The sequence below is a fragment of the Neisseria sp. P0009.S008 genome, assembly GCF_051958615.1.
Lineage (GTDB): Bacteria > Pseudomonadota > Gammaproteobacteria > Burkholderiales > Neisseriaceae > Neisseria > Neisseria subflava.
Window position 1 is genome coordinate 15,733 of sequence record NZ_JBQCVG010000010.1, and the last position, 19,307, is coordinate 35,039.

Annotated in this window: 27 protein-coding genes; 10 read left to right on the top strand and 17 right to left on the bottom strand. The window is 49.2% G+C overall.

The genetic code is table 11. The features are described 5' to 3' along the window. Window positions 1–9: 9 nt before the first annotated feature. A complete protein-coding gene (locus tag ACTHSQ_RS08895) occupies window positions 10–225 on the bottom strand; it encodes a tautomerase family protein (protein ID WP_250579506.1) in 216 nt (71 codons plus the stop codon). 165 nt (window positions 226–390) lie between these two features. Between ACTHSQ_RS08895 and ACTHSQ_RS08900 the strand changes: the two genes are divergently transcribed. Beyond that, window positions 391–990, top strand: a complete 600-nt coding sequence (locus tag ACTHSQ_RS08900; RefSeq protein WP_070813915.1) for an MlaC/ttg2D family ABC transporter substrate-binding protein — start codon at window positions 391–393, stop codon at window positions 988–990. A gap of 59 nt (window positions 991–1,049) precedes the next feature. Here the strand turns inward: ACTHSQ_RS08900 and efp are convergent, their stop codons facing one another. From efp to ACTHSQ_RS08915, 3 genes are read right to left on the bottom strand one after another with little or no spacing between them, the layout of a single operon-like run. Continuing rightward, the gene (gene efp / locus ACTHSQ_RS08905; protein WP_063068768.1) at window positions 1,050–1,610 is read right to left on the bottom strand and encodes an elongation factor P; all 561 of its coding nucleotides are present in this window, start codon (window positions 1,608–1,610) and stop codon (window positions 1,050–1,052) included. 42 nt (window positions 1,611–1,652) lie between these two features. Then, entirely contained in the window at window positions 1,653–2,810 is a 1,158-nt protein-coding gene (earP, locus tag ACTHSQ_RS08910; protein WP_440371638.1) for an elongation factor P maturation arginine rhamnosyltransferase EarP, read from the bottom strand. Window positions 2,811–2,841: 31 nt separating this feature from the next. Further along, entirely contained in the window at window positions 2,842–3,120 is a 279-nt protein-coding gene (locus ACTHSQ_RS08915; RefSeq protein WP_003685001.1) for a hypothetical protein, read from the bottom strand. 102 nt (window positions 3,121–3,222) lie between these two features. Here ACTHSQ_RS08915 and nadE point away from each other — a divergent pair, with 102 nt between their 5' ends. Next, window positions 3,223–4,011, top strand: coding sequence for an NAD(+) synthase (gene nadE / locus ACTHSQ_RS08920; RefSeq protein ID WP_440371637.1), 789 nt, complete (start codon window positions 3,223–3,225; stop codon window positions 4,009–4,011). A gap of 68 nt (window positions 4,012–4,079) precedes the next feature. Here nadE and ACTHSQ_RS08925 read toward each other — a convergent pair whose 3' ends face one another. Then, on the bottom strand, window positions 4,080–4,280 hold the full coding sequence (locus ACTHSQ_RS08925) for a protein MIGRI (RefSeq protein WP_003682450.1): 201 nt from the start codon (window positions 4,278–4,280) through the stop codon (window positions 4,080–4,082). Between the two features lie 115 nt (window positions 4,281–4,395). Here ACTHSQ_RS08925 and metX point away from each other — a divergent pair, with 115 nt between their 5' ends. Then, complete coding sequence (metX, locus tag ACTHSQ_RS08930) at window positions 4,396–5,535, top strand: homoserine O-succinyltransferase MetX (protein WP_070584201.1); 1,140 nt, start codon at window positions 4,396–4,398, stop codon at window positions 5,533–5,535. After that, window positions 5,532–6,113: a methionine biosynthesis protein MetW gene (metW, locus tag ACTHSQ_RS08935; protein ID WP_004519858.1), complete on the top strand. Its 582-nt coding sequence runs from the start codon at window positions 5,532–5,534 to the stop codon at window positions 6,111–6,113. Before metX ends, metW begins: the two co-directional genes overlap by 4 nt. 95 nt (window positions 6,114–6,208) lie before the next feature. On the opposite strand, the gene ACTHSQ_RS08940 is transcribed toward metW, so the two are convergent. Together ACTHSQ_RS08940 and ACTHSQ_RS08945 are read right to left on the bottom strand one after the other, a co-directional pair. Next, the gene (locus tag ACTHSQ_RS08940; protein WP_440371636.1) at window positions 6,209–6,673 is read right to left on the bottom strand and encodes a low molecular weight protein-tyrosine-phosphatase; all 465 of its coding nucleotides are present in this window, start codon (window positions 6,671–6,673) and stop codon (window positions 6,209–6,211) included. Window positions 6,674–6,759: 86 nt separating this feature from the next. Then, entirely contained in the window at window positions 6,760–7,860 is a 1,101-nt protein-coding gene (locus ACTHSQ_RS08945) for a conjugal transfer protein (RefSeq protein WP_440371635.1), read from the bottom strand. Between the two features lie 205 nt (window positions 7,861–8,065). Here ACTHSQ_RS08945 and gloA point away from each other — a divergent pair, with 205 nt between their 5' ends. After that, on the top strand, window positions 8,066–8,479 hold the full coding sequence (gloA, locus tag ACTHSQ_RS08950; RefSeq protein WP_003685011.1) for a lactoylglutathione lyase: 414 nt from the start codon (window positions 8,066–8,068) through the stop codon (window positions 8,477–8,479). Window positions 8,480–8,551: 72 nt separating this feature from the next. Here gloA and ACTHSQ_RS08955 read toward each other — a convergent pair whose 3' ends face one another. Together ACTHSQ_RS08955 and ACTHSQ_RS08960 are read right to left on the bottom strand one after the other, a co-directional pair. Beyond that, entirely contained in the window at window positions 8,552–9,301 is a 750-nt protein-coding gene (locus tag ACTHSQ_RS08955; protein ID WP_440371634.1) for a lysophospholipid acyltransferase family protein, read from the bottom strand. Between the two features lie 60 nt (window positions 9,302–9,361). Continuing rightward, window positions 9,362–10,117, bottom strand: a complete 756-nt coding sequence (locus ACTHSQ_RS08960; protein WP_003685347.1) for a GNAT family N-acetyltransferase — start codon at window positions 10,115–10,117, stop codon at window positions 9,362–9,364. A 308-nt stretch (window positions 10,118–10,425) separates the two neighbouring features. Between ACTHSQ_RS08960 and ACTHSQ_RS08965 the strand changes: the two genes are divergently transcribed. From ACTHSQ_RS08965 to ACTHSQ_RS08980, 4 genes are all read left to right on the top strand, one after another. Further along, window positions 10,426–11,757 (top strand): YadA-like family protein, encoded by a 1,332-nt coding sequence (locus ACTHSQ_RS08965; protein ID WP_440371633.1) that lies wholly within the window; start codon window positions 10,426–10,428, stop codon window positions 11,755–11,757. 94 nt (window positions 11,758–11,851) lie between these two features. Next, window positions 11,852–12,784, top strand: coding sequence for an AEC family transporter (locus ACTHSQ_RS08970; protein WP_003685108.1), 933 nt, complete (start codon window positions 11,852–11,854; stop codon window positions 12,782–12,784). A gap of 182 nt (window positions 12,785–12,966) precedes the next feature. After that, entirely contained in the window at window positions 12,967–13,440 is a 474-nt protein-coding gene (dnrN, locus tag ACTHSQ_RS08975; RefSeq protein ID WP_003681045.1) for an iron-sulfur cluster repair protein DnrN, read from the top strand. 157 nt (window positions 13,441–13,597) lie between these two features. Further along, window positions 13,598–14,323 (top strand): hypothetical protein, encoded by a 726-nt coding sequence (locus ACTHSQ_RS08980; RefSeq protein ID WP_003684925.1) that lies wholly within the window; start codon window positions 13,598–13,600, stop codon window positions 14,321–14,323. Window positions 14,324–14,364: 41 nt separating this feature from the next. Here the strand turns inward: ACTHSQ_RS08980 and ACTHSQ_RS08985 are convergent, their stop codons facing one another. Continuing rightward, a complete protein-coding gene (locus ACTHSQ_RS08985) occupies window positions 14,365–15,351 on the bottom strand; it encodes a tRNA dihydrouridine synthase (protein WP_440371632.1) in 987 nt (328 codons plus the stop codon). A gap of 135 nt (window positions 15,352–15,486) precedes the next feature. Between ACTHSQ_RS08985 and ACTHSQ_RS08990 the strand changes: the two genes are divergently transcribed. Then, window positions 15,487–16,674: a site-specific integrase gene (locus tag ACTHSQ_RS08990; protein WP_440371631.1), complete on the top strand. Its 1,188-nt coding sequence runs from the start codon at window positions 15,487–15,489 to the stop codon at window positions 16,672–16,674. Window positions 16,675–16,709: 35 nt separating this feature from the next. On the opposite strand, the gene ACTHSQ_RS08995 is transcribed toward ACTHSQ_RS08990, so the two are convergent. From ACTHSQ_RS08995 to ACTHSQ_RS09025, 7 genes are all read right to left on the bottom strand, one after another. Continuing rightward, entirely contained in the window at window positions 16,710–16,973 is a 264-nt protein-coding gene (locus ACTHSQ_RS08995) for a pyocin activator PrtN family protein (protein WP_070649546.1), read from the bottom strand. A 12-nt stretch (window positions 16,974–16,985) separates the two neighbouring features. Then, a complete protein-coding gene (locus tag ACTHSQ_RS09000) occupies window positions 16,986–17,228 on the bottom strand; it encodes a hypothetical protein (protein WP_440371630.1) in 243 nt (80 codons plus the stop codon). Window positions 17,229–17,244: 16 nt separating this feature from the next. Next, the gene (locus ACTHSQ_RS09005; protein ID WP_440371629.1) at window positions 17,245–17,565 is read right to left on the bottom strand and encodes a hypothetical protein; all 321 of its coding nucleotides are present in this window, start codon (window positions 17,563–17,565) and stop codon (window positions 17,245–17,247) included. Between the two features lie 72 nt (window positions 17,566–17,637). After that, window positions 17,638–17,835: a hypothetical protein gene (locus tag ACTHSQ_RS09010; RefSeq protein ID WP_440371628.1), complete on the bottom strand. Its 198-nt coding sequence runs from the start codon at window positions 17,833–17,835 to the stop codon at window positions 17,638–17,640. 3 nt (window positions 17,836–17,838) lie between these two features. Then, complete coding sequence (locus ACTHSQ_RS09015; RefSeq protein ID WP_440371627.1) at window positions 17,839–18,609, bottom strand: DNA cytosine methyltransferase; 771 nt, start codon at window positions 18,607–18,609, stop codon at window positions 17,839–17,841. 2 nt (window positions 18,610–18,611) lie between these two features. Next, window positions 18,612–19,088: a class I SAM-dependent methyltransferase gene (locus tag ACTHSQ_RS09020; protein ID WP_440371626.1), complete on the bottom strand. Its 477-nt coding sequence runs from the start codon at window positions 19,086–19,088 to the stop codon at window positions 18,612–18,614. Next, the gene (locus tag ACTHSQ_RS09025; protein WP_440371625.1) at window positions 19,085–19,303 is read right to left on the bottom strand and encodes a hypothetical protein; all 219 of its coding nucleotides are present in this window, start codon (window positions 19,301–19,303) and stop codon (window positions 19,085–19,087) included. Before ACTHSQ_RS09025 ends, ACTHSQ_RS09020 begins: the two co-directional genes overlap by 4 nt. Window positions 19,304–19,307: the final 4 nt, after the last annotated feature.

Consider the following 19,307-nt stretch of genomic DNA (forward strand, 5'->3'; position numbering starts at 1 on the left):
GGCCAAAGCTTACTTATTGCGCGCTTCGGCACGGCGAACCGTCACGCTTTTGCCGCCTATGCCCCAGTTGTCCATATCGATTTCGTCAATGACGACGACGGTTGTCTCAGGGTTTTTGTTGAGAACGCGTGAGAGTAATTCGGTTACGCCGCGGATTAATTCGGCTTTTTGCTCTGCATTCGGGGCTTCGCTGCCGCCGGTTACTTTGATGTTGACGTAAGGCATGGCTTTTTCCTTTTAAAATAGTGTTCACATGTTATCTTATTTTTATCAGGCCGTCTGAAAATTGATTGCAGGATTTTTCATTGCTCATGACTGCTTTTACAAAGAATTAAGTTTTTTGGAATAGATTGTTTTTACAATGCGGTTTTATTTTGGATGGATATCGTCATGAACCGTTTTCTTCAGACTTTGATTGTGGCCGCACCGATGGTGATCGCCGCGCCTTATGTGGCGGCGGAAACGCATCCGGCGCAAAAGCAGATGCAGCAGAACATTGATGCCGTGTTGAAAATTGCACGCAACACGTCTTTGACAGAGGCGCAACGTGTGAAACAGGTTGAGCAGTATGCCAACCGTTACTTGGACTATGAACGTATTTCGGCTTTGGCTGTCGGCGCGCCATGGCGTGAATTTTCTGCCAAACAGAAAACCGATTTTATCCGTGCATTTAAAGACATGGTGATTGCGATGTACTCGCATTCTGCACTGATTGGTGCGGCGGATGCGAATGTGCGCCTGTTGCCGAAGATGACGGCAAACGGCAATAAGTTTGACGTTTTCTCGGAAATTCAGACCAAAAAAGGCACCAAGTATGAAGTGGCCTACCAGCTTTACCAAAGCGGCGGTGCGTATAAGATTTACAACATCCGTGTGGACGGTACCAGCTTGGTAACGGTATACCGCAACCAATTTGGCGAGCTGATTAAGAGCAAAGGCATTGACGGTACGATTGCGACTGTCGAAGCCAAGGGCTTGAAGAAACAATAAGGCAGATTGAGAAAAAGGCCGTCTGAATATTCAGACGGCCTTTTTGTGTTACGGGCTGATTAAGCACGTTTGCGGAATTCGCCGGTACGGGTATCGATTTCGACTTTGTCGCCGTTTTCGATGTAAGACATCACTTGGATTTCAGTGCCGCCGACCAGACGTGCGGTTTTCATCACTTTACCGGAGGTATCGCCTTTAACGGCAGGCTCGGTGTATTCAACTTCGCGAACGATGATGGTAGGCAATTCTACGGAGATTGGGTTGCCTTCGTAGAAAGTGACTTCGCATACGTCTTCCATGCCGTCAACGATGAATTTCAACGCGTCGCCGATGTTGTCGGCTTCGATTTCGTATTGGTTGAATTCTTCGTCCATGAAGACGTACATTGGGTCGGCAAAGTAGCTGTAAGTACAGTTTTTGCGGGACAGGATAACGACGTCGAATTTGTCGTCGGCTTTGTAAATGGTTTCAGAAGCGGCACCGGTCAGCAGGTTTTTCAGTTTCATGCTGACTTTGGCGGAAGAGCGACCGCCTTTGATGTATTCGGTTTTTTGAACAACCATAGGGTCGTTGCCGACCATGAATACGTTGCCGGCGCGCAGTTCTTGTGCTGTTTTCATTGTAGTTTTCCAATCAAATCGGTTGTAATAAAACGCGCTATTTTAGCGTATTTTTTTGTGCTTTGAAATAAAGGCGGCAAGTTTTTCAACGGCACTTTTTTGTGCAAAAAGTCCGTCCCGCCATTTTGCCGCGCTTTGCCGCCATTCGTTTTGGTGTGCCGTCAGGGTTTGCCATGCCTGCAGGCGCTGGCTGTCGCTGAGTGCTTCTCCGTTGTTGAGTTCGTCGGAAAGGCGGCGGTGTGCCGTGGCGACAACATCCGGATAAACCTGATGCGCTTTGTCCCAAAACGCGTGCAGCTTGTCGAGATGGATATTTTCTTCTTGTGGATAGATGTGCCAAAAGAAAGGTTTTCCGGCGAGTTGGGCGCGAACAAAGCTGTCTTCGCCGCGTATGACGGCACCGTCGGCAAGGTTGAGCAGTTTATCGAAATCCTGTTGAGGGACAAAAGGGATTTTGATCAGGGTAACGTGTTCGCTCTGATACATATCGCCGTCTTCAAGCAGGGCATTTTGCGGCACTAGGCCGCTGTTTTTCAGGCTGGCGATGATTTGCGTACCTGCCAACAGCAGAGTAATGGGTTGGCCGGCCTGTTGCCACATGGTCAGCCATTTTGCCCAAATATCGCTTTGATAGCCGAAAAGCAGCCATTCGGGCGCATTTTTTGCGGGAAGTTTGAGTTGTCGGCGTAAGGCTTCCGTATCAAAGCCGGCAGATTCGGCGTAATCGCGTTCGCGCAGCAGGCCGCCGCTTTTTTCGCTGAAACCCATAAACCAAAAATATTTCTGTATGCCGCCGGCCTGGGGTGAGGGCATTAAGTGCAGCCTCTCGTTGCTGTCTTCCGCGCTGAGGTATTCCCAGTTGAGCCAAAGTGGTCGGTGTCGGCGGATGATGGTTTGAACGTTGTCGGGCAGTTCGCAGGCGAAGGTTTCGATGACGATGTCGGGGGTAGGGGCTGTATCGGTATCTTCGGCATGGTTGGCTTGCCAAGCGTGAATGCCGATGCCTTGATGGATATTGGGAATCGAGGCCAAGTCAGGGCAGAGTGCCTGAAGGGATGGGAAGTCGTCTGTCCACAAATGCACTTGCCAGCCGAGTTCGCGTTGCAAAATACGCGCCAGTCGCCATGAAACGCCAATGTCGCCGAAGTTGTCGATGACGTTGCAGAAAATCCAGCAGGTATAAGGTGGGGTGGTGTTCATGGAAAAATATGCCCAAGGCCGTCTGAAAATATCAGAATGCGCCGAAATAGTGGAATAAATAGACAATCAGCAAAACAATCGGGATAAACATCCAAATGCTTTGCCGTTTCAATTCGGGCTCTTGTTTGAGGTGGTGTTTAATGACGTCAAAGAGGACGAATTTAAATAGGAACGTGGCTTCGCAGGCAAGGATGATGCCGTTGATGAGGTGTTGCGTTTTGTCTTCGAGCGGGTTGAGGGCAAACCACAAAAGGGTGGCGAGCGGAATCAGGCAGACAACGAGCCAGCGCAGAAGGATGGGTTTGGACATGGTGTGTGTGCAAGAAATAAAAAGGGCATTATACCCTGTCGTCTTTCAGACAAGTGCAAATCAGGCTATCATTCGTTTTATTTGAAGCGAACATTTATCCCTATGCAAACCCAAGCCATCATCCGCCATATCGTTCAATGGCTCAAAGATTACGCCGAGCAGGCGCGTGCCAAAGGTTTTGTCGTCGGCGTATCCGGCGGCATCGATTCTGCCGTGGTTTCCACACTTGCCGCGCAAACCGGTTTGTCGGTTTTGTTGTTGGAAATGCCGATTCGTCAGAAATCCGACCAAGTCAACCGCGCACAAGAACACATGGGCCGTCTGAAAAAGCGTTATCCCAATGTAAAAGCGCAAAGCATCGACTTGACCCAAACGTTCGATACGTTTGCCAATACCGTTGACGTCAGCGAAACCGAATTTCCCAATAAACAGCTGGCACTCGCCAATGCACGCAGCCGCCTGCGCATGACGACGCTTTATTATTACGGCCAGTTGCATGGTTTGCTGGTGGCGGGGACAGGCAACAAAATTGAAGATTTCGGCGTTGGTTTCTTTACCAAATACGGCGACGGCGGTGTGGACATCAGCCCGATTGCCGATTTGACCAAAACTCAAGTGTACGCGTTGGCAGCCGAGCTGGACGTATCGGAAGACATTCAAAAAGCCGTACCGACGGACGGACTTTGGGATACCGAGCGTACCGATGAAGAGCAAATGGGCGCATCTTATCCCGAACTCGAATGGGCGATGAGTGTGTACGACAGCCATAAGCCTGAAGATTTTGAAGGCAGGCAGCGCGAAGTTTTGGCAATTTATACCCGATTGCACAAAGCCATGCAGCACAAAGTCAACCCGATTCCAGTTTGCAAGATTCCGGAAGAGCTGTTTTAAGTTTGAACATCAAAAGGCCGTCTGAAAACGTTGGATTAAGGTTTTCAGACGGCCTTTTATATTTTATTTCAATAAGAATTGGGAATATGCTTAAAAAATAGCATCATCAGATACCAAAACAGCGTAGCGGCCGCCGCGCCTAGCAATACCCACGCACTGATTTTGGCGATTTCCCGAATGGTGCGCTTTTGTTTGCGGCTGAACAAACGGTTCACAATCAATGCCGCTATGGCGCAAAAGAAAAAAAATCTCAAAAGCCTGCCTATCATTTCACATTCTCCCAAAAATATTGCCTTTAATCAGGGCAGGCCGTCTGAAGCCTCATGCACAAAACAAAAACGAAACGTTATAATACCCCTTTGCCGCTTCACTTGGAAATTACAAATGACAACAAATGCCTCAGTGGGCATTGTAACGCCCCAGAAAATCCCGTTTGACACACCGCTTGCACTGGAAAACGGCAAAACCTTACCCCGTTTCGACCTGATGATTGAAACCTACGGCACACTCAATGCCGACAAAAGCAATGCTGTCCTTATCTGCCACGCCCTGTCAGGCAATCATCACGTTGCCGGCAAGCACAGTGCGGAGGATAAATACGCCGGTTGGTGGGACAATATGGTCGGCCCCGGCAAACCCATCGATACCGAACGCTTTTTTGTAGTCGGTTTGAACAACTTGGGCGGCTGCGACGGCAGTACCGGTCCTTTGTCTGAAAATCCTGAAACCGGCCGCGAATACGGTGCGGATTTTCCGGTTGTAACCGTCAAAGACTGGGTGAAGTCCCAATCCATGCTTGCCGATTACCTCGGCATTCAAAAATGGGCGGCCATTGTCGGCGGCAGTTTGGGCGGTATGCAGGCATTGCAATGGACGATTTCTTTGCCTGAACGCGTTGCCCACGCGCTCGTTATCGCTTCTGCGCCTAAACTTTCCACTCAAAATATCGCGTTTAACGATGTTGCCCGTCAGGCCATTTTGACCGATCCAGATTTCCATGAAGGCAATTACCGTAGCCATCATACCGTTCCTTCACGCGGTTTGCGTATTGCGCGCATGATGGGGCACATCACCTATCTTGCCGAAGACGGCTTAGGTAAAAAATTCGGCCGCGATTTAAAATCAGACGGCTATCAATATGGCTATGGCGTTGAATTTGAAGTGGAATCGTATCTGCGCTATCAAGGCGACAAGTTTGTCGGCCGTTTCGATGCCAATACTTATCTGCTGATGACCAAGGCACTCGACTACTTCGACCCGGCCGCCGATTACGGCCACAACCTCACGCGCGCCGTGGAGAATGTGCAGGCCAAGTTTTTTGTTGCCAGCTTCAGCACCGATTGGCGCTTCTCGCCGCAACGTTCGCATGAATTGGTCAAGGCATTAATCGCCGCGCAAAAATCCGTGCAGTACATTGAAGTCAAATCCAATCACGGCCACGATGCCTTCTTGATGGAAGACGAAGCCTATATCCGCGCGGTTGCCGCTTATATGAACAACGTTTACAAGGACTGCCAAAAATGAATCTGCGCGACGATTTGCAACTCATTTACGATTGGATACCCGAAGGCAGCCGCGTACTCGATTTAGGCTGCGGCGACGGCGAACTGTTGGCCGCGTTGGTGGAACATAAAAATTGCACCGGCTACGGCGTTGAAATCGATACCGACAGCGTGATTGCCGCCATATCCCGCGGCGTGAACGTCATTCAAGCCGATTTGGAAGAAGGTTTGGTGGCTTTTGGCGATCAAAGTTTTGATGTGATTGTCTTGAGCCAAACCATTCAGGCGATGCAGAACACGGAAAAAATCCTGCGCTGCCTGATGCGCGTGGCCAAGCAGGCCATCGTCAGCTTCCCTAATTTCGGCTACTGGCGCAACCGCTTTCAAATCGCCGTTGGCGGCCATATGCCGGTTTCCGAGCGGATGCCGTATCATTGGTACGATACGCCCAATATCCATTGGTGTACCCTTAAAGACTTCGATTTATTGTGTGCCAAAAATAAAATTCGCGTGCTGGAACGTGCGGTTATGACGGGCAACCGACAGGTCAAACATTTGCCGAATTTATTAGGCAGTCTGGCGTTTTATCGCGTAGGTTGATTGCGGTCATAGATAAAGGCCGTCTGAACAGGTAATCACGAAAGCATGGCTTTTGCGGATACCTGTTCAGACGGCCTTTTTTTGTTAAAGCCGGTTTAAGCCTGTTTCAATTTTTCCAATAAGGCCAAGCTGCCGGCATCGACCAGACGGTAGGTTTCGTCAAAGTTGCCTGTGTACCACGGATCGGGAACGTGGTTGTAACCTGAGTCGGGGATAAGGTCGGTCAGTTTGAAGATTTTGCCGGGGTGGAAACCGAGCTGCTTTTCGGTTTCTCTGAGGTTGTTGTCGTCCATCACGATGATGTAGTCGAAATGCTCGGCATCGCTGGGTTTGATTTTGCTGCTGGTAAAGCCTGACGGGTCGATGCCGTGTTGCTTGAGTGCGCAGCGCGTGCCTTCGTGCATGTCTTCTCCGTCGTGCCAGCCCGATGTGCCTGCGCTGGCTGTAATGACGGCATTGCCCATGCCTGCTTCGCGGGCGTGATGGCGCAGGACGTATTCGGCCATGGGGGAGCGGCAGATGTTGCCGAGGCAGACGAAAAGGATTTTGTGGGTTTTCATATGCGTGAAAATGAGCGGTAAGGTTTGAAAATCAATGCAACACGCTAAACCGTTTTCAGACGGCCTTGGCGTGTTGCATTTTCAATTTAGTTTACATTGCTGAAGAAAGGATTATGGCCTTCCAGTTTCAACGCTTGGGCATAAGTAGGGATGTTCTCGTTTTCGCCCAGTGGGTTGTGCAGCAGGTAGAGGTGTTCGATTCGGCATTCGGCCATCAGGTCGAGGAAGTTTTGCTGAACGATGGCGATATTGTCGGTTGAGGCCAGCTCCCATGTGAAGGTCTGCGGAACGATTTCAAACGCGCTGTCTGTCGCGTTGAAGCTGAACTGGAGTTTACCATCCGCTTTCGCTGCGGCGACAACGCCGACGCGCGGGCTTTGCATACGGATGGCGCGGATGGCGTTGGTGGCAAAAACGTCCATGGCCATGCGTTGGCGGGTGTGGCTGCCGTCGGTAAGCGCGTCAAGCGGCGTATTGGGCGAGAGCGGGTTGGTAAAGAGGGTAACGCCTTCAAGGGCGAGATGTTCTTGCCAAACCTGCATCAATGGCAGGCCCGCCTGTTGCAGGTTGAGACCCAAGGCCGTCTGAATGTCTTTATTGCCGTAGCCCAGCGCGTAAACAACATGGACGGATTGACCTTCGGGCAGCGTCAATGGTTTGTATTCAAACTTTTGCAGGAATGCGCCTGCCGCTTCATCGTTTTGCTTGGCTTGGAACCACTCGCCTGGGGTAACGCTGCTCAAGTCAGTAGATTGGACGAGGTAAGGCAGCCATTGTGTGTTTTGCGTGAGGGTACGCAGGTTGGGGTAGTTTTGCAGGCAGGCAAAGAGGGATTCGGTAGGCAGCGTGAGCGGCAGGGTTTGTTCTTTTTTGCAACCGGCGACCAAAACGACAGGCAGGGCAAACCATTGGGCTTCGTTATCGTTTTCTGCCTTCAGGACTTCGCCTACGCTTTGAATCAGGCTGGTGTAAGTGCCGACATCGGGCGCCATGGTCATCGCCAATGAAAGGTTGATGTAATGGTTTTGGCTGAGCATGGTGCGGATTTCGGTTTGTAGTTGGCCGGCCGAAAGTTTGCGTGATGCGGAGGAGGAATTGTGCGCCAGCTGATAGGCATTGAGCAGAAGGTAGTTTTTGATAGGGCTCTGCGGATAAGGACGGGTATCTGGGAGAACAAAGGTTTTCATGACGGTTTGAAGTGTTGTGTTGTAAGTGTGGCGATTATAGCAATTTAGTCAGTCGGTGTGCTTGTTAATCAATTAAATTCAAATGGCGATAGGGATGCGCTTCATTTTTACATGGTTTAAGTATCGGCATTTTCTAAGAAGAGGAGGGTAAATGCCCGATATGTTATAATCCATGACCAAACATAATTCAGAAAGGAACAAAATCATGCGCTTGCTTCATACTATGTTGCGTGTCGGCAATCTCGAACGCTCTTTGGATTTCTATCAAAATGTATTGAACATGCAACTGCTGCGCCGCCGTGATTATCCTGAAGGCCGTTTTACTTTGGCTTTTGTCGGTTATGGCGATGAGGCGGACCATACTGTTTTGGAACTGACCCACAACTGGGATACCGAATCTTACGATTTAGGCGATGCTTACGGCCACATCGCGATTGAAGTCGATGATGCTTACGCCGCGTGCGAACGTGTCAAAGAAATGGGCGGCAAAGTGGTGCGTGAAGCCGGTCCGATGAAACATGGCACGACTGTGATTGCGTTTGTCGAAGATCCGGACGGCTACAAAATTGAATTTATTCAAAAGAAAAGCGGTAGCGATTCGGTACAATATTCATCTTAAGACAACAATATTCATCTTAAGACATAAGATAATGGAAAAGGCCGTCTGAACATTCAGACGGCCTTTTTTTGATCAACCCAACTGTTTTTGCTTTTCGCTCAACAGGGCGTGTATGTGAAGCGCAGTAGCGTAGCGGTCTTCTCCCGCTTCAATCGGATCGAGGAAATGCAGCTCGACCGTGCTGGAAGGCTGGCTGATGACCATGCAGATAGATTGCCAGAGGCTGATGTCACCGTAGTAGGCAGTGTGCGGATTAGGGCTGCTGCCGTCCGGATTCGGATAGCGGCAGAGTGCTGGAATAATCGGTACGCCTGCATCATAGGCCGTCTGAAAAAAGCTGGGTTTGAACGGCAGGATTTCACGGCCTTCGGTACTGGTGCCTTCGGGGAAAATGGTGACGGTATCGCCGTTTTTCAGTGCTTCGGTTACGCCGGCGATTTTGGCGGAATTGCCTTTGATGCCGCGGTTGCGCGAGACGTAAACCGTTTGCGCCTGTGTGGCGAGATAACCGACCACCGGCCATTTGGCTACATCGTCTTTAGCCACGAAACGGCCGGGAAAAGCGCCGTTGACCGCCATAATGTCCAACCATGAAATATGGTTGCTGATAATCAGCTGACCGCGGCCTTCTTGCGGCGGTGTGCCGAAGGTTTGCAGTTTCATGCCGCAGGAAGCGAGTACGCGCAGCGACCATAATTGGATTGCGCGCAGTTTGCGTTTGCTGCTGTAAAAGGGAAACAGAAAAAACATTTCGGCCATGCCGTACAAAAGGCAGACGGCAATACAGAGAAGACGGAAGATAAAACGGATTTTGGCGGTCATTGTGTGTGTTTTTTTTTATAAAGATTAGGCAGGCCGTCTGAAGTTTCAGACGGCCTTTTATTATGAATCGGTTTTAGGGGCAAAACGCTGCAAGTAGCGGTCGGAAAGGTGGCTGATGTCCATCATGATCAGCACATCCGCGCAGTTGAATGCTTCATCGACGCAAGGCTCGCCGCAAAACCACGCGCCTGCTTTGAGATAGCCTTTGATCAGTGCGGGTACAGGCGGATTTTCAGACGGCGTGATGCTGTCCCATTTGAGCGGGTTGAGTGGTTTGACGCGCCATTGTTCCGGAGCGAGGTATTTGTCTTTCAAAGCATGATACAGGCTCGCCGCATCGTTGCCGCCGTCGCGCATTTCGATACTGCCGCAACCAATCATAAAGCGCAGGTTTTCGTCTTTCATGAATTTGACCAAACCGGTCCACAACAGCATGACCAAGCCGCCGTTGCGGTAGTCCGGGTGGGTACAGGCGCGACCGAGTTCGACGGTTTGCGGCAGAATGTCTTTCAAAGGCTCAAGGTCGAATTCATGCTCGCTGTACCAGCCGCCGACTTTTTTCGCGGTTTCTTCGGTAATCAGGCGGTAGCAGCCGATAACTTCGCCGGTTGCATCGTCGAAGGCAAGCAGGTGGTGGCAATGCTCATCATAAGGATCGACATCACGGCCGTCATCGCTTTCGATTTCCGCCCCCAACTCTTGGGCAAAAACCTGATAGCGCAATCTTTGGGCGGCTTCGATTTCAGCTTGGGTTTCTGCAAGGCGTACGCTCAGGCCGATTTTGGGGCCCGTTTGATTGAAACGGCTGGGGGACATGATGTTTCCTGTTTAAAGAAAATGGCTGATTATAGCGGATATACGGACAGATTTATATTGATTTGCTTTGCGATAGGGCAAATTATGTCGGGTTGTTGGAAAAAGGCTTCAGGCCGTCTGAAACTGATGGCTGTTTAGAAAGATGGACAAGAACATTTGCCAGGATGTTTGAAATTTATGACACAAATCAAAATATCTATTCAAATTATTTAATATGAGAATAAAAATATATACAATATAACTAGTTCAAAAGTATTAATAAGATTGAACGGGATATTTTTAATATTTAAAAAATGGAGAATATAAAGATGAAACTGAATGTATCGCTCAGACCTTTGTGTTTGGCTTTAGCGCTTTTTTTCGGTACTGCGTATGCGGACGGAGGTATCGTTGCTGGAACCATGCACAAGACGGGTTCTTTGGCTGTCGGTAAAGAATCCGTATCGGGCGAAAATGCCACTGCAGTTGGCGACAAGGCTAAAGCAGGCGGCTATAAGGCGGCTGCTTTGGGTTATGATTCTGCCGCTTCCGGTTTGAGCGCAACTGCTTTGGGTGGCGAATCCAAGGCGGAGGCATTGCGGTCGGTGGCGGTTGGCTTTCGGGCTCATGCCAAGGGAACAAATGATGTAGCAGTCGGTGGCGCAGCGGCTGCTTCTGGCGGTCAATCCGTTGCAGTTGGCCTGCTGTCCAAGGCTTCGGCTTTGCGTGCCGTTGCGGTAGGTAATGGCGCGCAGGCAAGTAATATTGATGCAGTAGCTATCGGCAGAGATAGTGAGGCGGATGCGCTCAGTGCAACGGCCTTAGGTGATCGAGCTAAAGCACGTGGGACTCAATCACTTGCGCTGGCATCGGCTGCTGAAGCAGAAGGTTATCAAGCAGTGGCGGTCGGTACGCGTGCGGTATCAAATGCCGTAAACAGTGTGGCTTTGGGTGTTGAGTCTTCCGCCACGGCCTTGAACGGTCTGGCTGTCGGCACCAGCTCCAGCGTGCGTAAAGAAGGGGGTACAGCAGTTGGCGGCGGTGCATCGGCTTTGGAAGAGAAATCTTTGGCACTTGGTTTCCAAGCCAAAGGTAAAGCCGAAAAAGCAGTGGCCCTGGGTGCGCAAAGCATCGCAGATTCGGCTGCGGGGCAGGCAGGCTATGATTTTGCGACACAGTCGGCAAGTCAATCTGAAGAAACGGCATGGAAATCGACATTGGGCGCGGTTTCGGTTGGCAATGAAAAGGACAGCCGTCAAATTACCCATGTGGCTGCCGGTACTCAGGATACGGATGCGGTAAATGTAGCTCAGGTCAAAAGGCTTGCGGAAAGATGGCAGGCCGACAGTCAGCAAAAAGAGTCGGTGGTGGCTGCTCAAATCAATCAAATACGAGCTGAAACACGTGTAGAAATGAAAAAACTGGAAGACCGTGCGGATGCCGGCTCTGCCGCTGCGATTGCGGTGGGTAATTTGGGACAGGCTTACCAGCCGGGACAGGGTGCAGTATCCATTGGCAGCGGCGTTTGGCGCGGAAAGGCCGGTTTTGCTGTCGGAGTATCGAAAGTATCTGCCAGCGGCAAATGGCTGGTGAAAGGTTCGGCTGTTGGCGCATCTAAGGGTGGTGCAGGCGGTGGAGCCAGCGTAACCTATCTGTGGTAGAAAATTTCAGATGGCCTTGAATGTTGAGGCCGTCTGAATTTGGCATGCGAAGCGGTAGAAGCGTAAAATCAACGTTTTTGCCGCTTTTTTTATTATGGAAACCTCTTTCCTGCTTGCCGGAAAAATTACCGAGCTGACACTGATTGTTTTGATGGGCGTGGCCTTGGTGAAGGCCGGGCTGTTGAAATCGGAAAACAGCTACACGCTCTCTGTTATCGCACTTTATCTGATCAGCCCGTCCGTCATGATTCATGCTTTTCAGATGGACAATACGCCGCAGATTATTGAAGGGCTGAAGCTTTCCGTCATGCTGGCAGTGTTTTTCCATGTGGTGTTGATTGTTTTGGGCAGGTTGTTTAAGCACTTGTTCAAACTCGATGCGCTCGAACACGCGGCGACGGTGTACAGTAATTCGGGCAACCTGATTATCCCTTTGGTAATGTCGGTCTTTGGTGCGGAATGGGTGATTTACACCAGCGGTTTTATCATGGTGCAGACGTTTTTGTTTTGGACGCATCTGCGCCTATTGATTTGCGGCCGAGGCAATGTGGCTTGGAAAACCATTTTCACCAATATCAACATCTTATCCATGTTGGTCGGGCTGCTGATGTTTACCTTTCAAATCAAGCTGCCGCATATTGTCGATAATACTTTGGCGACGGTAGGCGGCATGATTGGCCCGGTTGCCATGTTGGTGGCGGGCATGCTTTTGGCTTCTTTGCCGCTGCGCTCGATTATGTGGACGCCGAGGCTGTATCTTGTTGCTTTTTTAAGGTTGATTTTGATTCCGATATTATTGCTTTTCGCCGTCAAAGTTTGTGGTTTTGCCCATCATGATGCGCATGCGGATACGGTTGTTTTAATCAGCTTTTTGGCAACAACTTCGCCTGCCGCCTCGACAGTTACCCAAATGGCGGTTGTTTACGGCAAAAATGCCCAAAAAGCCAGCGCGATTTACGGGCTGACAACCTTGCTTTGTGTGGTAACCATGCCGGTGATGATTGCGTTATATCGTTGGATTATTTAAGAAAAGGACAGGCCGTCTGAAACTTTAGCCTTATGTTTCAGACGGCCTGTTTGTTATTTTAAATTTGAAAATAACTTTTATTATCAATTAATTAAACAATTAAAAAACTATACAAAGCTGATTGCTGCGTGTATCCTTACGCCTAACATTCATTCAATATAAATCTTTAAAGGAACACAGCCATGACCGACTTTACCCTTTGGGAAACCGCGCCTTTCAATTCTACGATTGACCATATCCTGCAACGTTATCACAACGTTCACCGCGCCCAGTTTGAAGAGTTGGTTCCGCTGGCGCAAAAAGTGGCGCAGGTTCATGCCGATACTTTCCCTGCCGAAGTGGCCGATTTGTTGGCCTATATGCAAAACGAGCTGTTGATGCACATGATGAAAGAGGAGCGCATGTTGTTCCCGATGATTAATCAGGGCGTGGGCCGTGGCGCAGCAATGCCCATCAGCGTGATGATGCACGAGCATGAAGAACACGACCAAGCCATCGCGCGTCTGGAAGAATTGACCAACAATTTTGAGCTTCCTGAAGGCGCTTGTGGCAGCTGGACCCGTTTGTACACATTGGCCAAAGAGATGGTGGACGATTTGAAAGATCATATCCACTTGGAAAATGAAATTTTCTTCCCCCGCGTTTTGGCTTCTTAAAATTTGAGGTTAATCAAGGCCGTCTGAATGTTCAGACGGCCTGTTCTTTAATCCCTTACTAAGTTAGTGCAATGGTTCTAAAATTTTAATAAAGAAACAAAATTAGGCAGTAAAGGCACACATCCGTTCTTTTGTTTACTTGAGAAGGAGTTTATGAATGAAACATTCTAAAGTTTTATTATCGGGTATTCTGTTTGCTGCTGTGACTGCGTGCGCCCAAACTACGGGCGGTGACTGGAGCGCCCTGCAGGACACGAAAACAGGCGTGCAGTCGCGGCCTTATTATGAATTTGGCAATGTGGTTCAGGAGATTTCTTTTAAGAAAACCGGTAATCCGGAAAATGGTCTGAAAAAGCCTGTTTTGACTGTGTATCGTCAGGGTAAGCTGTTGGGCGAAGCATATAATTTGGAAGCCTCTCATGGCAGCCCCTTGTTGCCGACCTTGTTTTTGGTAAACGGCAAGTCATTAAATATCAATGACGGCAACGATAGAAAACTGTTGGCTTCTGCGAAGAGAATCGATTTTTACGATTTCGGGCGTAGCCGGATCGGCCATGCAGTCTTTACCGCGCCTAACGGCATCTGTCAGGATATGAAACACGGCAAAGGCGTTTCCTACAAGCTGGTTACCAACTATATTGATTTTCCGGATTATCCTTCGCCTGAAAATATCTTGATTATTACTGCGCAAGGCAAATATGAGCAAGACGGCTTCATGTTGGATTCTACCGAGTCAAGGGTGACCAGTGCCAATAAAGAATTTGCCAGAAAATATGGCGAAGCCCTGAAATCTAAGAATGGCCCTGAGACCAGACAGGTAAACATGGCTAATGCAGCCAGTGCGGAAAAAGGCAGACTGTTGGCCGATTATGTATGTAGGTGATGAAATCAAAGGCCGTCTGAAATTCAGACGGCCTTTTTTAATCATGAATGCATCTCTTGTTCAAACGACAGCAGAATCTGTTTCACTTCATCCGCTTCTTTGATGGCGCGGATGCGGTCAAACAATACCTGCGCCTGTTCAAACTCTTTTTTCATCATGCCCAGCCATTGTTTCAAACGGGAAACCGGATATTTGTTGCTGGCTTCTTTGGCAAGGCACAAGTCGAAAAATTGGACTATCCATGAAGAGACTTCGGCAAAGTCGGTGTCTTTCACTGTTTCGCCGTTTTCATATTGTTTGATTTGCCGCGCCAAGTCGGGACGAATCACCGCGCCGCGCCCAAGCATCACGCTGTTGCAGCCGCTGACGCTTTTAATATCGAGATAGTCTTGAAGGTTGAACACATCGCCGTTGGCGGTAACAGGAATATTGACTGCATCACGGATTTTGCGCACCCATTCCCAATGTGCCGGCGGTTCGTAGCCTTCGACTTTGGTGCGTGCATGGACGGTTAACGCGCATGCGCCGCCGTTTTCAATCGCGGAAGCGCATTCCAATGCCAGGCTTTTGTCTTCATAACCGAGCCGCATCTTGGCCGTCAACGGAATGTGTTGCGGCAGGCGTTGGCGCAGGGTGTGGACGATGTGGTAAATCAAGTCCGGCTCTTTGAGCAAGACCGCACCGCCTTTGTGTTTATTGACCGTCGGCGCGGGGCAGCCGAAGTTGAGGTCGATTTTGTCCGCACCGAAACGCACGGCTTCCAAAGCGTTGACGGCCATGTTTTCCGCATCGCTGCCTAAAAGCTGGACAGTACAGGGCGTGCCGGCCGTCGTGCGGTTGGCATGGGCGATTTCGGGAACATATTTAAGCCAAGTGGCGCGTGAGTGGACCGTGTGCGTAATGCGGACAAATTCGCTGACGCATTCGTCAAATCCGCCGATACGCGTCAACAGGTCGCGCATTACATCGTCCACCAGCCCCTGCATGGGAGCTAGTATCAATCTAGTATTTTCTTTTAAATTAGTCATTTATCTGTTTTGTAATAATTTTTATAAAATTCTCTTTTGTATTTTATCTGTTTTTATACGCTTATTTTGTGCTTTATCTGTTCTTTTGTTGTACCATACTTGCACCATTAAATATTTATTCCGCATGGTGCAAAAATGGCTACTATAACCAAAAGGACAAATCCGTCGGGTGCTGTTGTTTACAGGGCGCAGGTGCGTGTGAAAAGGGAGGGCTATCCTCCATATTCGGAAAGCCGGACTTTTTCTAAAAAATCGCTTGCGACTGAGTGGGCAAAGCGGCGTGAATTTGAGATTGAGTCAAATCCTGACCTGCTTTTTAACGATGGCAAGCGTGAATTATGCCCTACGCTCAGGGAGGCTGCAAAGCGGTATGTTGATGAAGTTCGGACGAATTACAGTGAAACAAAGCTTGGGGTTATCAATTTTATTTTAAATTTTGATATAGCCAATAAGCGGCTGGATAGATTAACGCGTGCTGATTACTCTGCTTTTGCCTTTGCCCGGCAGAAGGGTTGCCCTGAGCTTGGTATTAAGCCGGTGGTTGCATCTACGATCAACGGTGATTTGCAGTATATGCGCTCAATTATTAAGCACGCGCATTTCGTTTGGGGGCTTGATGTATCATGGGCTGAGCTTGATGTTGCAATGGAGGGTTTACGCAGGGCGCGTGTCATCGGTAAGGCACGCCGGCGTGATCGCTTGCCTAATAACGATGAGCTTTTGAAATTAACGGTTTATTTCTTGAGGGCATGGCGGCGTGTGGTCGTGAATCCGAAACGCCTGCCGATGCACCTGATTATGTGGTTTGCGATTTATTCCTGCCGCCGTCTTGATGAGATTGCGCGATTGCGATGGTCTGATTTTGATGAGACAAACCGTCTTTGGCTTGTGCGAGATTTGAAAAATCCAAGAGGGAGCAAGGGTAACGACAAGGCTTTTATGGTATCTGATGAGGCAATGGCTGTGATTAATTTGATGCGCTCTCCTGAGGTTGCGCGGCAAATGAATGTGCAGAATGGCGATTTGTTGCTTGGTGGTTATAAGGGCAGGAGTGTCGGCTCTTTGTGGCAGCGTGCGTGTCGTGAGCTTAAGATTGATGATCTGCGGTTTCATGATTTAAGGCATGAAGGGGCGACAAGGTTGGCTGAAAAGGGTTTGTCGATCCCAGTGATGCAGCAGTTCACGCTACATGGAGATTGGGAGAGTATGAGGCGATATACCAATCTTCGGGCAAGGCCTCCGGTGTTGGAGATGATGGAAGCTCTGCAAGAGGCTGATGAAATTGTTAGGGCTGAGCAGCCTGATCGCTCTTTTTTCGCCTGAAAGAAAAGGCCGTCTGAAACTTAGACGGCCTTTTTTTAATTTCTTACTCTTGCCCATTCGTCTTTCGCCTTGCTTTCGATTTGGTCTAGCCATTCGGCCAGGGCTGAAACGCTTACAAACTTGGGGCTTTTCTTGTTTCCATCGGCTGAGATTACCGGCCATGGCAAGCTTTGTGCATTTGCTTTCCGGCGTGCTACTTCAGGGCTGAGGTTCAAATATTCTTTTGCTACGGTTTCCAGTGGGATGTGAGTGTTTCCGTGGATTAGCATCAGCCTAGTTTCTGTTGGCATTTTTGACATTTTCTCGGTCCTTTATGATTTTATTTCTCCTGCTAGGAAAGCAGCGTTGTTGAGCATAGTTTCTGCAGATTCAATAAATGCGCTTGGATTGTCATTAATATGTTTTGAAATATCCTTAATAAATATTTCTACCAATCCGGCAGCGCAAGCGGCTAAGATTTCGGTTACAGTTTCTTCAGATGGTTGTAAATCTTTAGGTGATTTAAAATTCACGCCATTTTCATCTGTGTAGATTTTGAAAACATATTCGGTCATTTTTTATTGGTCCTTTTTATTGTTTGAGTTTTAAACAATCTCGATAATAAATGTCTGTTTTTTTCATAAATTCATCTTCTTTATAATCAACATCGTATAAGGCAGACGCAGTGATTCTACATTCTGTAACAATATCCGCTTCATCATCGGTAGCAGTTTGCAGACGTTTTGGACTGTTCATGCATTGTAAAAAGACGTTTTTATAATCTTCCCGTCTTTCTTTTATTGCTTCTCTTTTTGTGCAGATTTCCTGAATAGATAATTTATCATTTAAATTTTCTACTTCTGAGCATCCGATGATGCTTAAAAGTGATGCCACTAATATAGATTTTTTCATCTTCTTCCTGCCTTTCGAATCTTCATCAGGCGGTATTTCCGCCGCCTGTCGGATTGGTAGTTGTTGCGCGGGTTATTGGATATCAATCAAAACTGGTTCTTTGCCTGTTATCTGCCGTATTTCGCGTTTAAGGATAGCTAGGCAGATAAGGCCTGCGTTCTGGGCAATGCTGCCGCCGTCTTCGCCATCTTTCGGCATTAGTTCGTCCGATGTCAGTTTGATAAACAGGCCGTCCGGTTGGTCGCTGATGAGGATGTTTACTGTTGCCATCGTTTAATTTTCCCTTTCGATATAGTCGTGTAAAAGGTTGAACGCGGTTGCCATTACGATTGGGTCTTGTCCGTTGCCAACGGCTTTAAGCCGCTGCTGCCAATCGGGAAATTCATCATCCACTCCGCAAAAGAGGGGGTCAGGTATATCGGGTCGGCAAAGGATGTCCTCAAACCTTCTGACGCTTTCGCTCCGCGATACTCTGGGCTGCCCCTGTATCTCGCCCGCCCCGCCCCTTTGTATTCGTTCGCGCCGATGGTCGGTATCCTGACGGGCGGCGTAAATCCACACGCGTTCTCGTTTGTGGATGTTTCCGCAGTCAGCACTTCCAAGCACCAATGGGGGTTTGGGTCGATAGCCGAGCCTGTCGAGCGTGCAGTAAATTTCGATAACGGCCGGGCTGGTGAGGAGGCCGGGGACGTTTTCAAAAAAACAAATTCGCGGTTGTACAACCTCAATCGTTTTGACAATTTCAGCGAACAGGTAGCGTTCGTCGTCTGTGCCCTTGCGTTTGCCAGCCAGGCTGAAAGGCTGGCAGGGGAATCCGCCTGTGAGTACGTCGATGGTGCCGGCATATTCGGCGGCGTGGTGCCGGTTGAACTCTGCGATGTCTCCATAAATATTTCCTTGGTTAAACCAGCCGTCTGCAATCCGCTGGCGGATGACGGCTTGGCAGTATTCGTCTTTTTCAACGTAGGCGGCCGTTTCCCAGCCAAGTATCAGCGAGCCGTAGATGCCGCCGCCTATACCGCTAAACAGGGATAGTTCGCGCATTTTCAGACGGCCTCTTTCATAAACGTGAACCAATGCGTTTTGCCGTGGCGGCCGGTGGGATGTCCGAATAGAGGTTGGTGCGGCGTGAGCGCCAAAATCTGCGGCACTTTGATTTGGTCTTCGTTCCACTTAAAAATCAGCACGCCGCTGGGCTTGAGCACGCGGAAGCATTCGGCGAAGCCTTGGCTGATGTCGTCGCGCCAGTCTTGGGTGAGCTGGCCGTATTTTTTGGCCAACCATGATTTTTTCCCGGCCCGTACAAGGTGCGGCGGATCGAAAACCACCAAATTAAAGCTGTTGTCGGCAAATGGCAGCGCGGTAAAGTCCAGCCGCACATCCGGGTGGATTTCGAGGTGGCGCAGGTTGCCACGGTCTTTCAGGTAGTGGCTTTCGGTGCGCAGGTCGCCAAACAGGCAACGCTGGTCTTGCTTATCAAACCACATCATGCGGCTGCCGCAGCAGGGGTCAAGTATTTTCATTTGGTCTTCACCCATCCCATCAAACGATTAATCCAAGATGCCTTAATCATAACGGGTAACCTTGCCACGATTTCACCCTCGTAAACCGCAGCTGCCTGCGCTCTGATTTTCCGCTTGGCTTCTTCAACGCTGTCAGCAAATACAGATGCCGACCAATCTTTTCCGCCAAACTTATATTTAAATGTAAATTCTCGCTGCTTTGGATTTTTGCTCATTTTC

What these genes read in the sequence shown, in the direction of transcription:
- ACTHSQ_RS08915 (WP_003685001.1), bottom strand. Translation starts at nt 3,120, where the DNA reads ATGTCCAAACCCATCCTTCTGCGCTGGCTCGTTGTCTGCCTGATTCCG.
- ACTHSQ_RS09020 (WP_440371626.1), bottom strand. Translation starts at nt 19,088, where the DNA reads ATGAAAATACTTGACCCCTGCTGCGGCAGCCGCATGATGTGGTTTGAT.
- ACTHSQ_RS08960 (WP_003685347.1), bottom strand. Translation starts at nt 10,117, where the DNA reads ATGTCCCCCAGCCGTTTCAATCAAACGGGCCCCAAAATCGGCCTGAGC.
- dnrN (WP_003681045.1), top strand. Translation starts at nt 12,967, where the DNA reads ATGACCGACTTTACCCTTTGGGAAACCGCGCCTTTCAATTCTACGATT.
- ACTHSQ_RS08995 (WP_070649546.1), bottom strand. Translation starts at nt 16,973, where the DNA reads ATGTCAAAAATGCCAACAGAAACTAGGCTGATGCTAATCCACGGAAAC.
- ACTHSQ_RS08990 (WP_440371631.1), top strand. Translation starts at nt 15,487, where the DNA reads ATGGCTACTATAACCAAAAGGACAAATCCGTCGGGTGCTGTTGTTTAC.
- ACTHSQ_RS09000 (WP_440371630.1), bottom strand. Translation starts at nt 17,228, where the DNA reads ATGACCGAATATGTTTTCAAAATCTACACAGATGAAAATGGCGTGAAT.
- ACTHSQ_RS08970 (WP_003685108.1), top strand. Translation starts at nt 11,852, where the DNA reads ATGGAAACCTCTTTCCTGCTTGCCGGAAAAATTACCGAGCTGACACTG.
- ACTHSQ_RS08895 (WP_250579506.1), bottom strand. Translation starts at nt 225, where the DNA reads ATGCCTTACGTCAACATCAAAGTAACCGGCGGCAGCGAAGCCCCGAAT.
- metX (WP_070584201.1), top strand. Translation starts at nt 4,396, where the DNA reads ATGACAACAAATGCCTCAGTGGGCATTGTAACGCCCCAGAAAATCCCG.
- ACTHSQ_RS09025 (WP_440371625.1), bottom strand. Translation starts at nt 19,303, where the DNA reads ATGAGCAAAAATCCAAAGCAGCGAGAATTTACATTTAAATATAAGTTT.
- nadE (WP_440371637.1), top strand. Translation starts at nt 3,223, where the DNA reads ATGCAAACCCAAGCCATCATCCGCCATATCGTTCAATGGCTCAAAGAT.
- ACTHSQ_RS08955 (WP_440371634.1), bottom strand. Translation starts at nt 9,301, where the DNA reads ATGACCGCCAAAATCCGTTTTATCTTCCGTCTTCTCTGTATTGCCGTC.
- gloA (WP_003685011.1), top strand. Translation starts at nt 8,066, where the DNA reads ATGCGCTTGCTTCATACTATGTTGCGTGTCGGCAATCTCGAACGCTCT.
- ACTHSQ_RS08965 (WP_440371633.1), top strand. Translation starts at nt 10,426, where the DNA reads ATGAAACTGAATGTATCGCTCAGACCTTTGTGTTTGGCTTTAGCGCTT.
- metW (WP_004519858.1), top strand. Translation starts at nt 5,532, where the DNA reads ATGAATCTGCGCGACGATTTGCAACTCATTTACGATTGGATACCCGAA.
- ACTHSQ_RS08940 (WP_440371636.1), bottom strand. Translation starts at nt 6,673, where the DNA reads ATGAAAACCCACAAAATCCTTTTCGTCTGCCTCGGCAACATCTGCCGC.
- ACTHSQ_RS08980 (WP_003684925.1), top strand. Translation starts at nt 13,598, where the DNA reads ATGAAACATTCTAAAGTTTTATTATCGGGTATTCTGTTTGCTGCTGTG.
- ACTHSQ_RS08900 (WP_070813915.1), top strand. Translation starts at nt 391, where the DNA reads ATGAACCGTTTTCTTCAGACTTTGATTGTGGCCGCACCGATGGTGATC.
- ACTHSQ_RS09015 (WP_440371627.1), bottom strand. Translation starts at nt 18,609, where the DNA reads ATGCGCGAACTATCCCTGTTTAGCGGTATAGGCGGCGGCATCTACGGC.
- ACTHSQ_RS08945 (WP_440371635.1), bottom strand. Translation starts at nt 7,860, where the DNA reads ATGAAAACCTTTGTTCTCCCAGATACCCGTCCTTATCCGCAGAGCCCT.
- efp (WP_063068768.1), bottom strand. Translation starts at nt 1,610, where the DNA reads ATGAAAACAGCACAAGAACTGCGCGCCGGCAACGTATTCATGGTCGGC.
- ACTHSQ_RS08925 (WP_003682450.1), bottom strand. Translation starts at nt 4,280, where the DNA reads ATGATAGGCAGGCTTTTGAGATTTTTTTTCTTTTGCGCCATAGCGGCA.
- ACTHSQ_RS09005 (WP_440371629.1), bottom strand. Translation starts at nt 17,565, where the DNA reads ATGAAAAAATCTATATTAGTGGCATCACTTTTAAGCATCATCGGATGC.
- ACTHSQ_RS09010 (WP_440371628.1), bottom strand. Translation starts at nt 17,835, where the DNA reads ATGGCAACAGTAAACATCCTCATCAGCGACCAACCGGACGGCCTGTTT.
- earP (WP_440371638.1), bottom strand. Translation starts at nt 2,810, where the DNA reads ATGAACACCACCCCACCTTATACCTGCTGGATTTTCTGCAACGTCATC.
- ACTHSQ_RS08985 (WP_440371632.1), bottom strand. Translation starts at nt 15,351, where the DNA reads ATGACTAATTTAAAAGAAAATACTAGATTGATACTAGCTCCCATGCAG.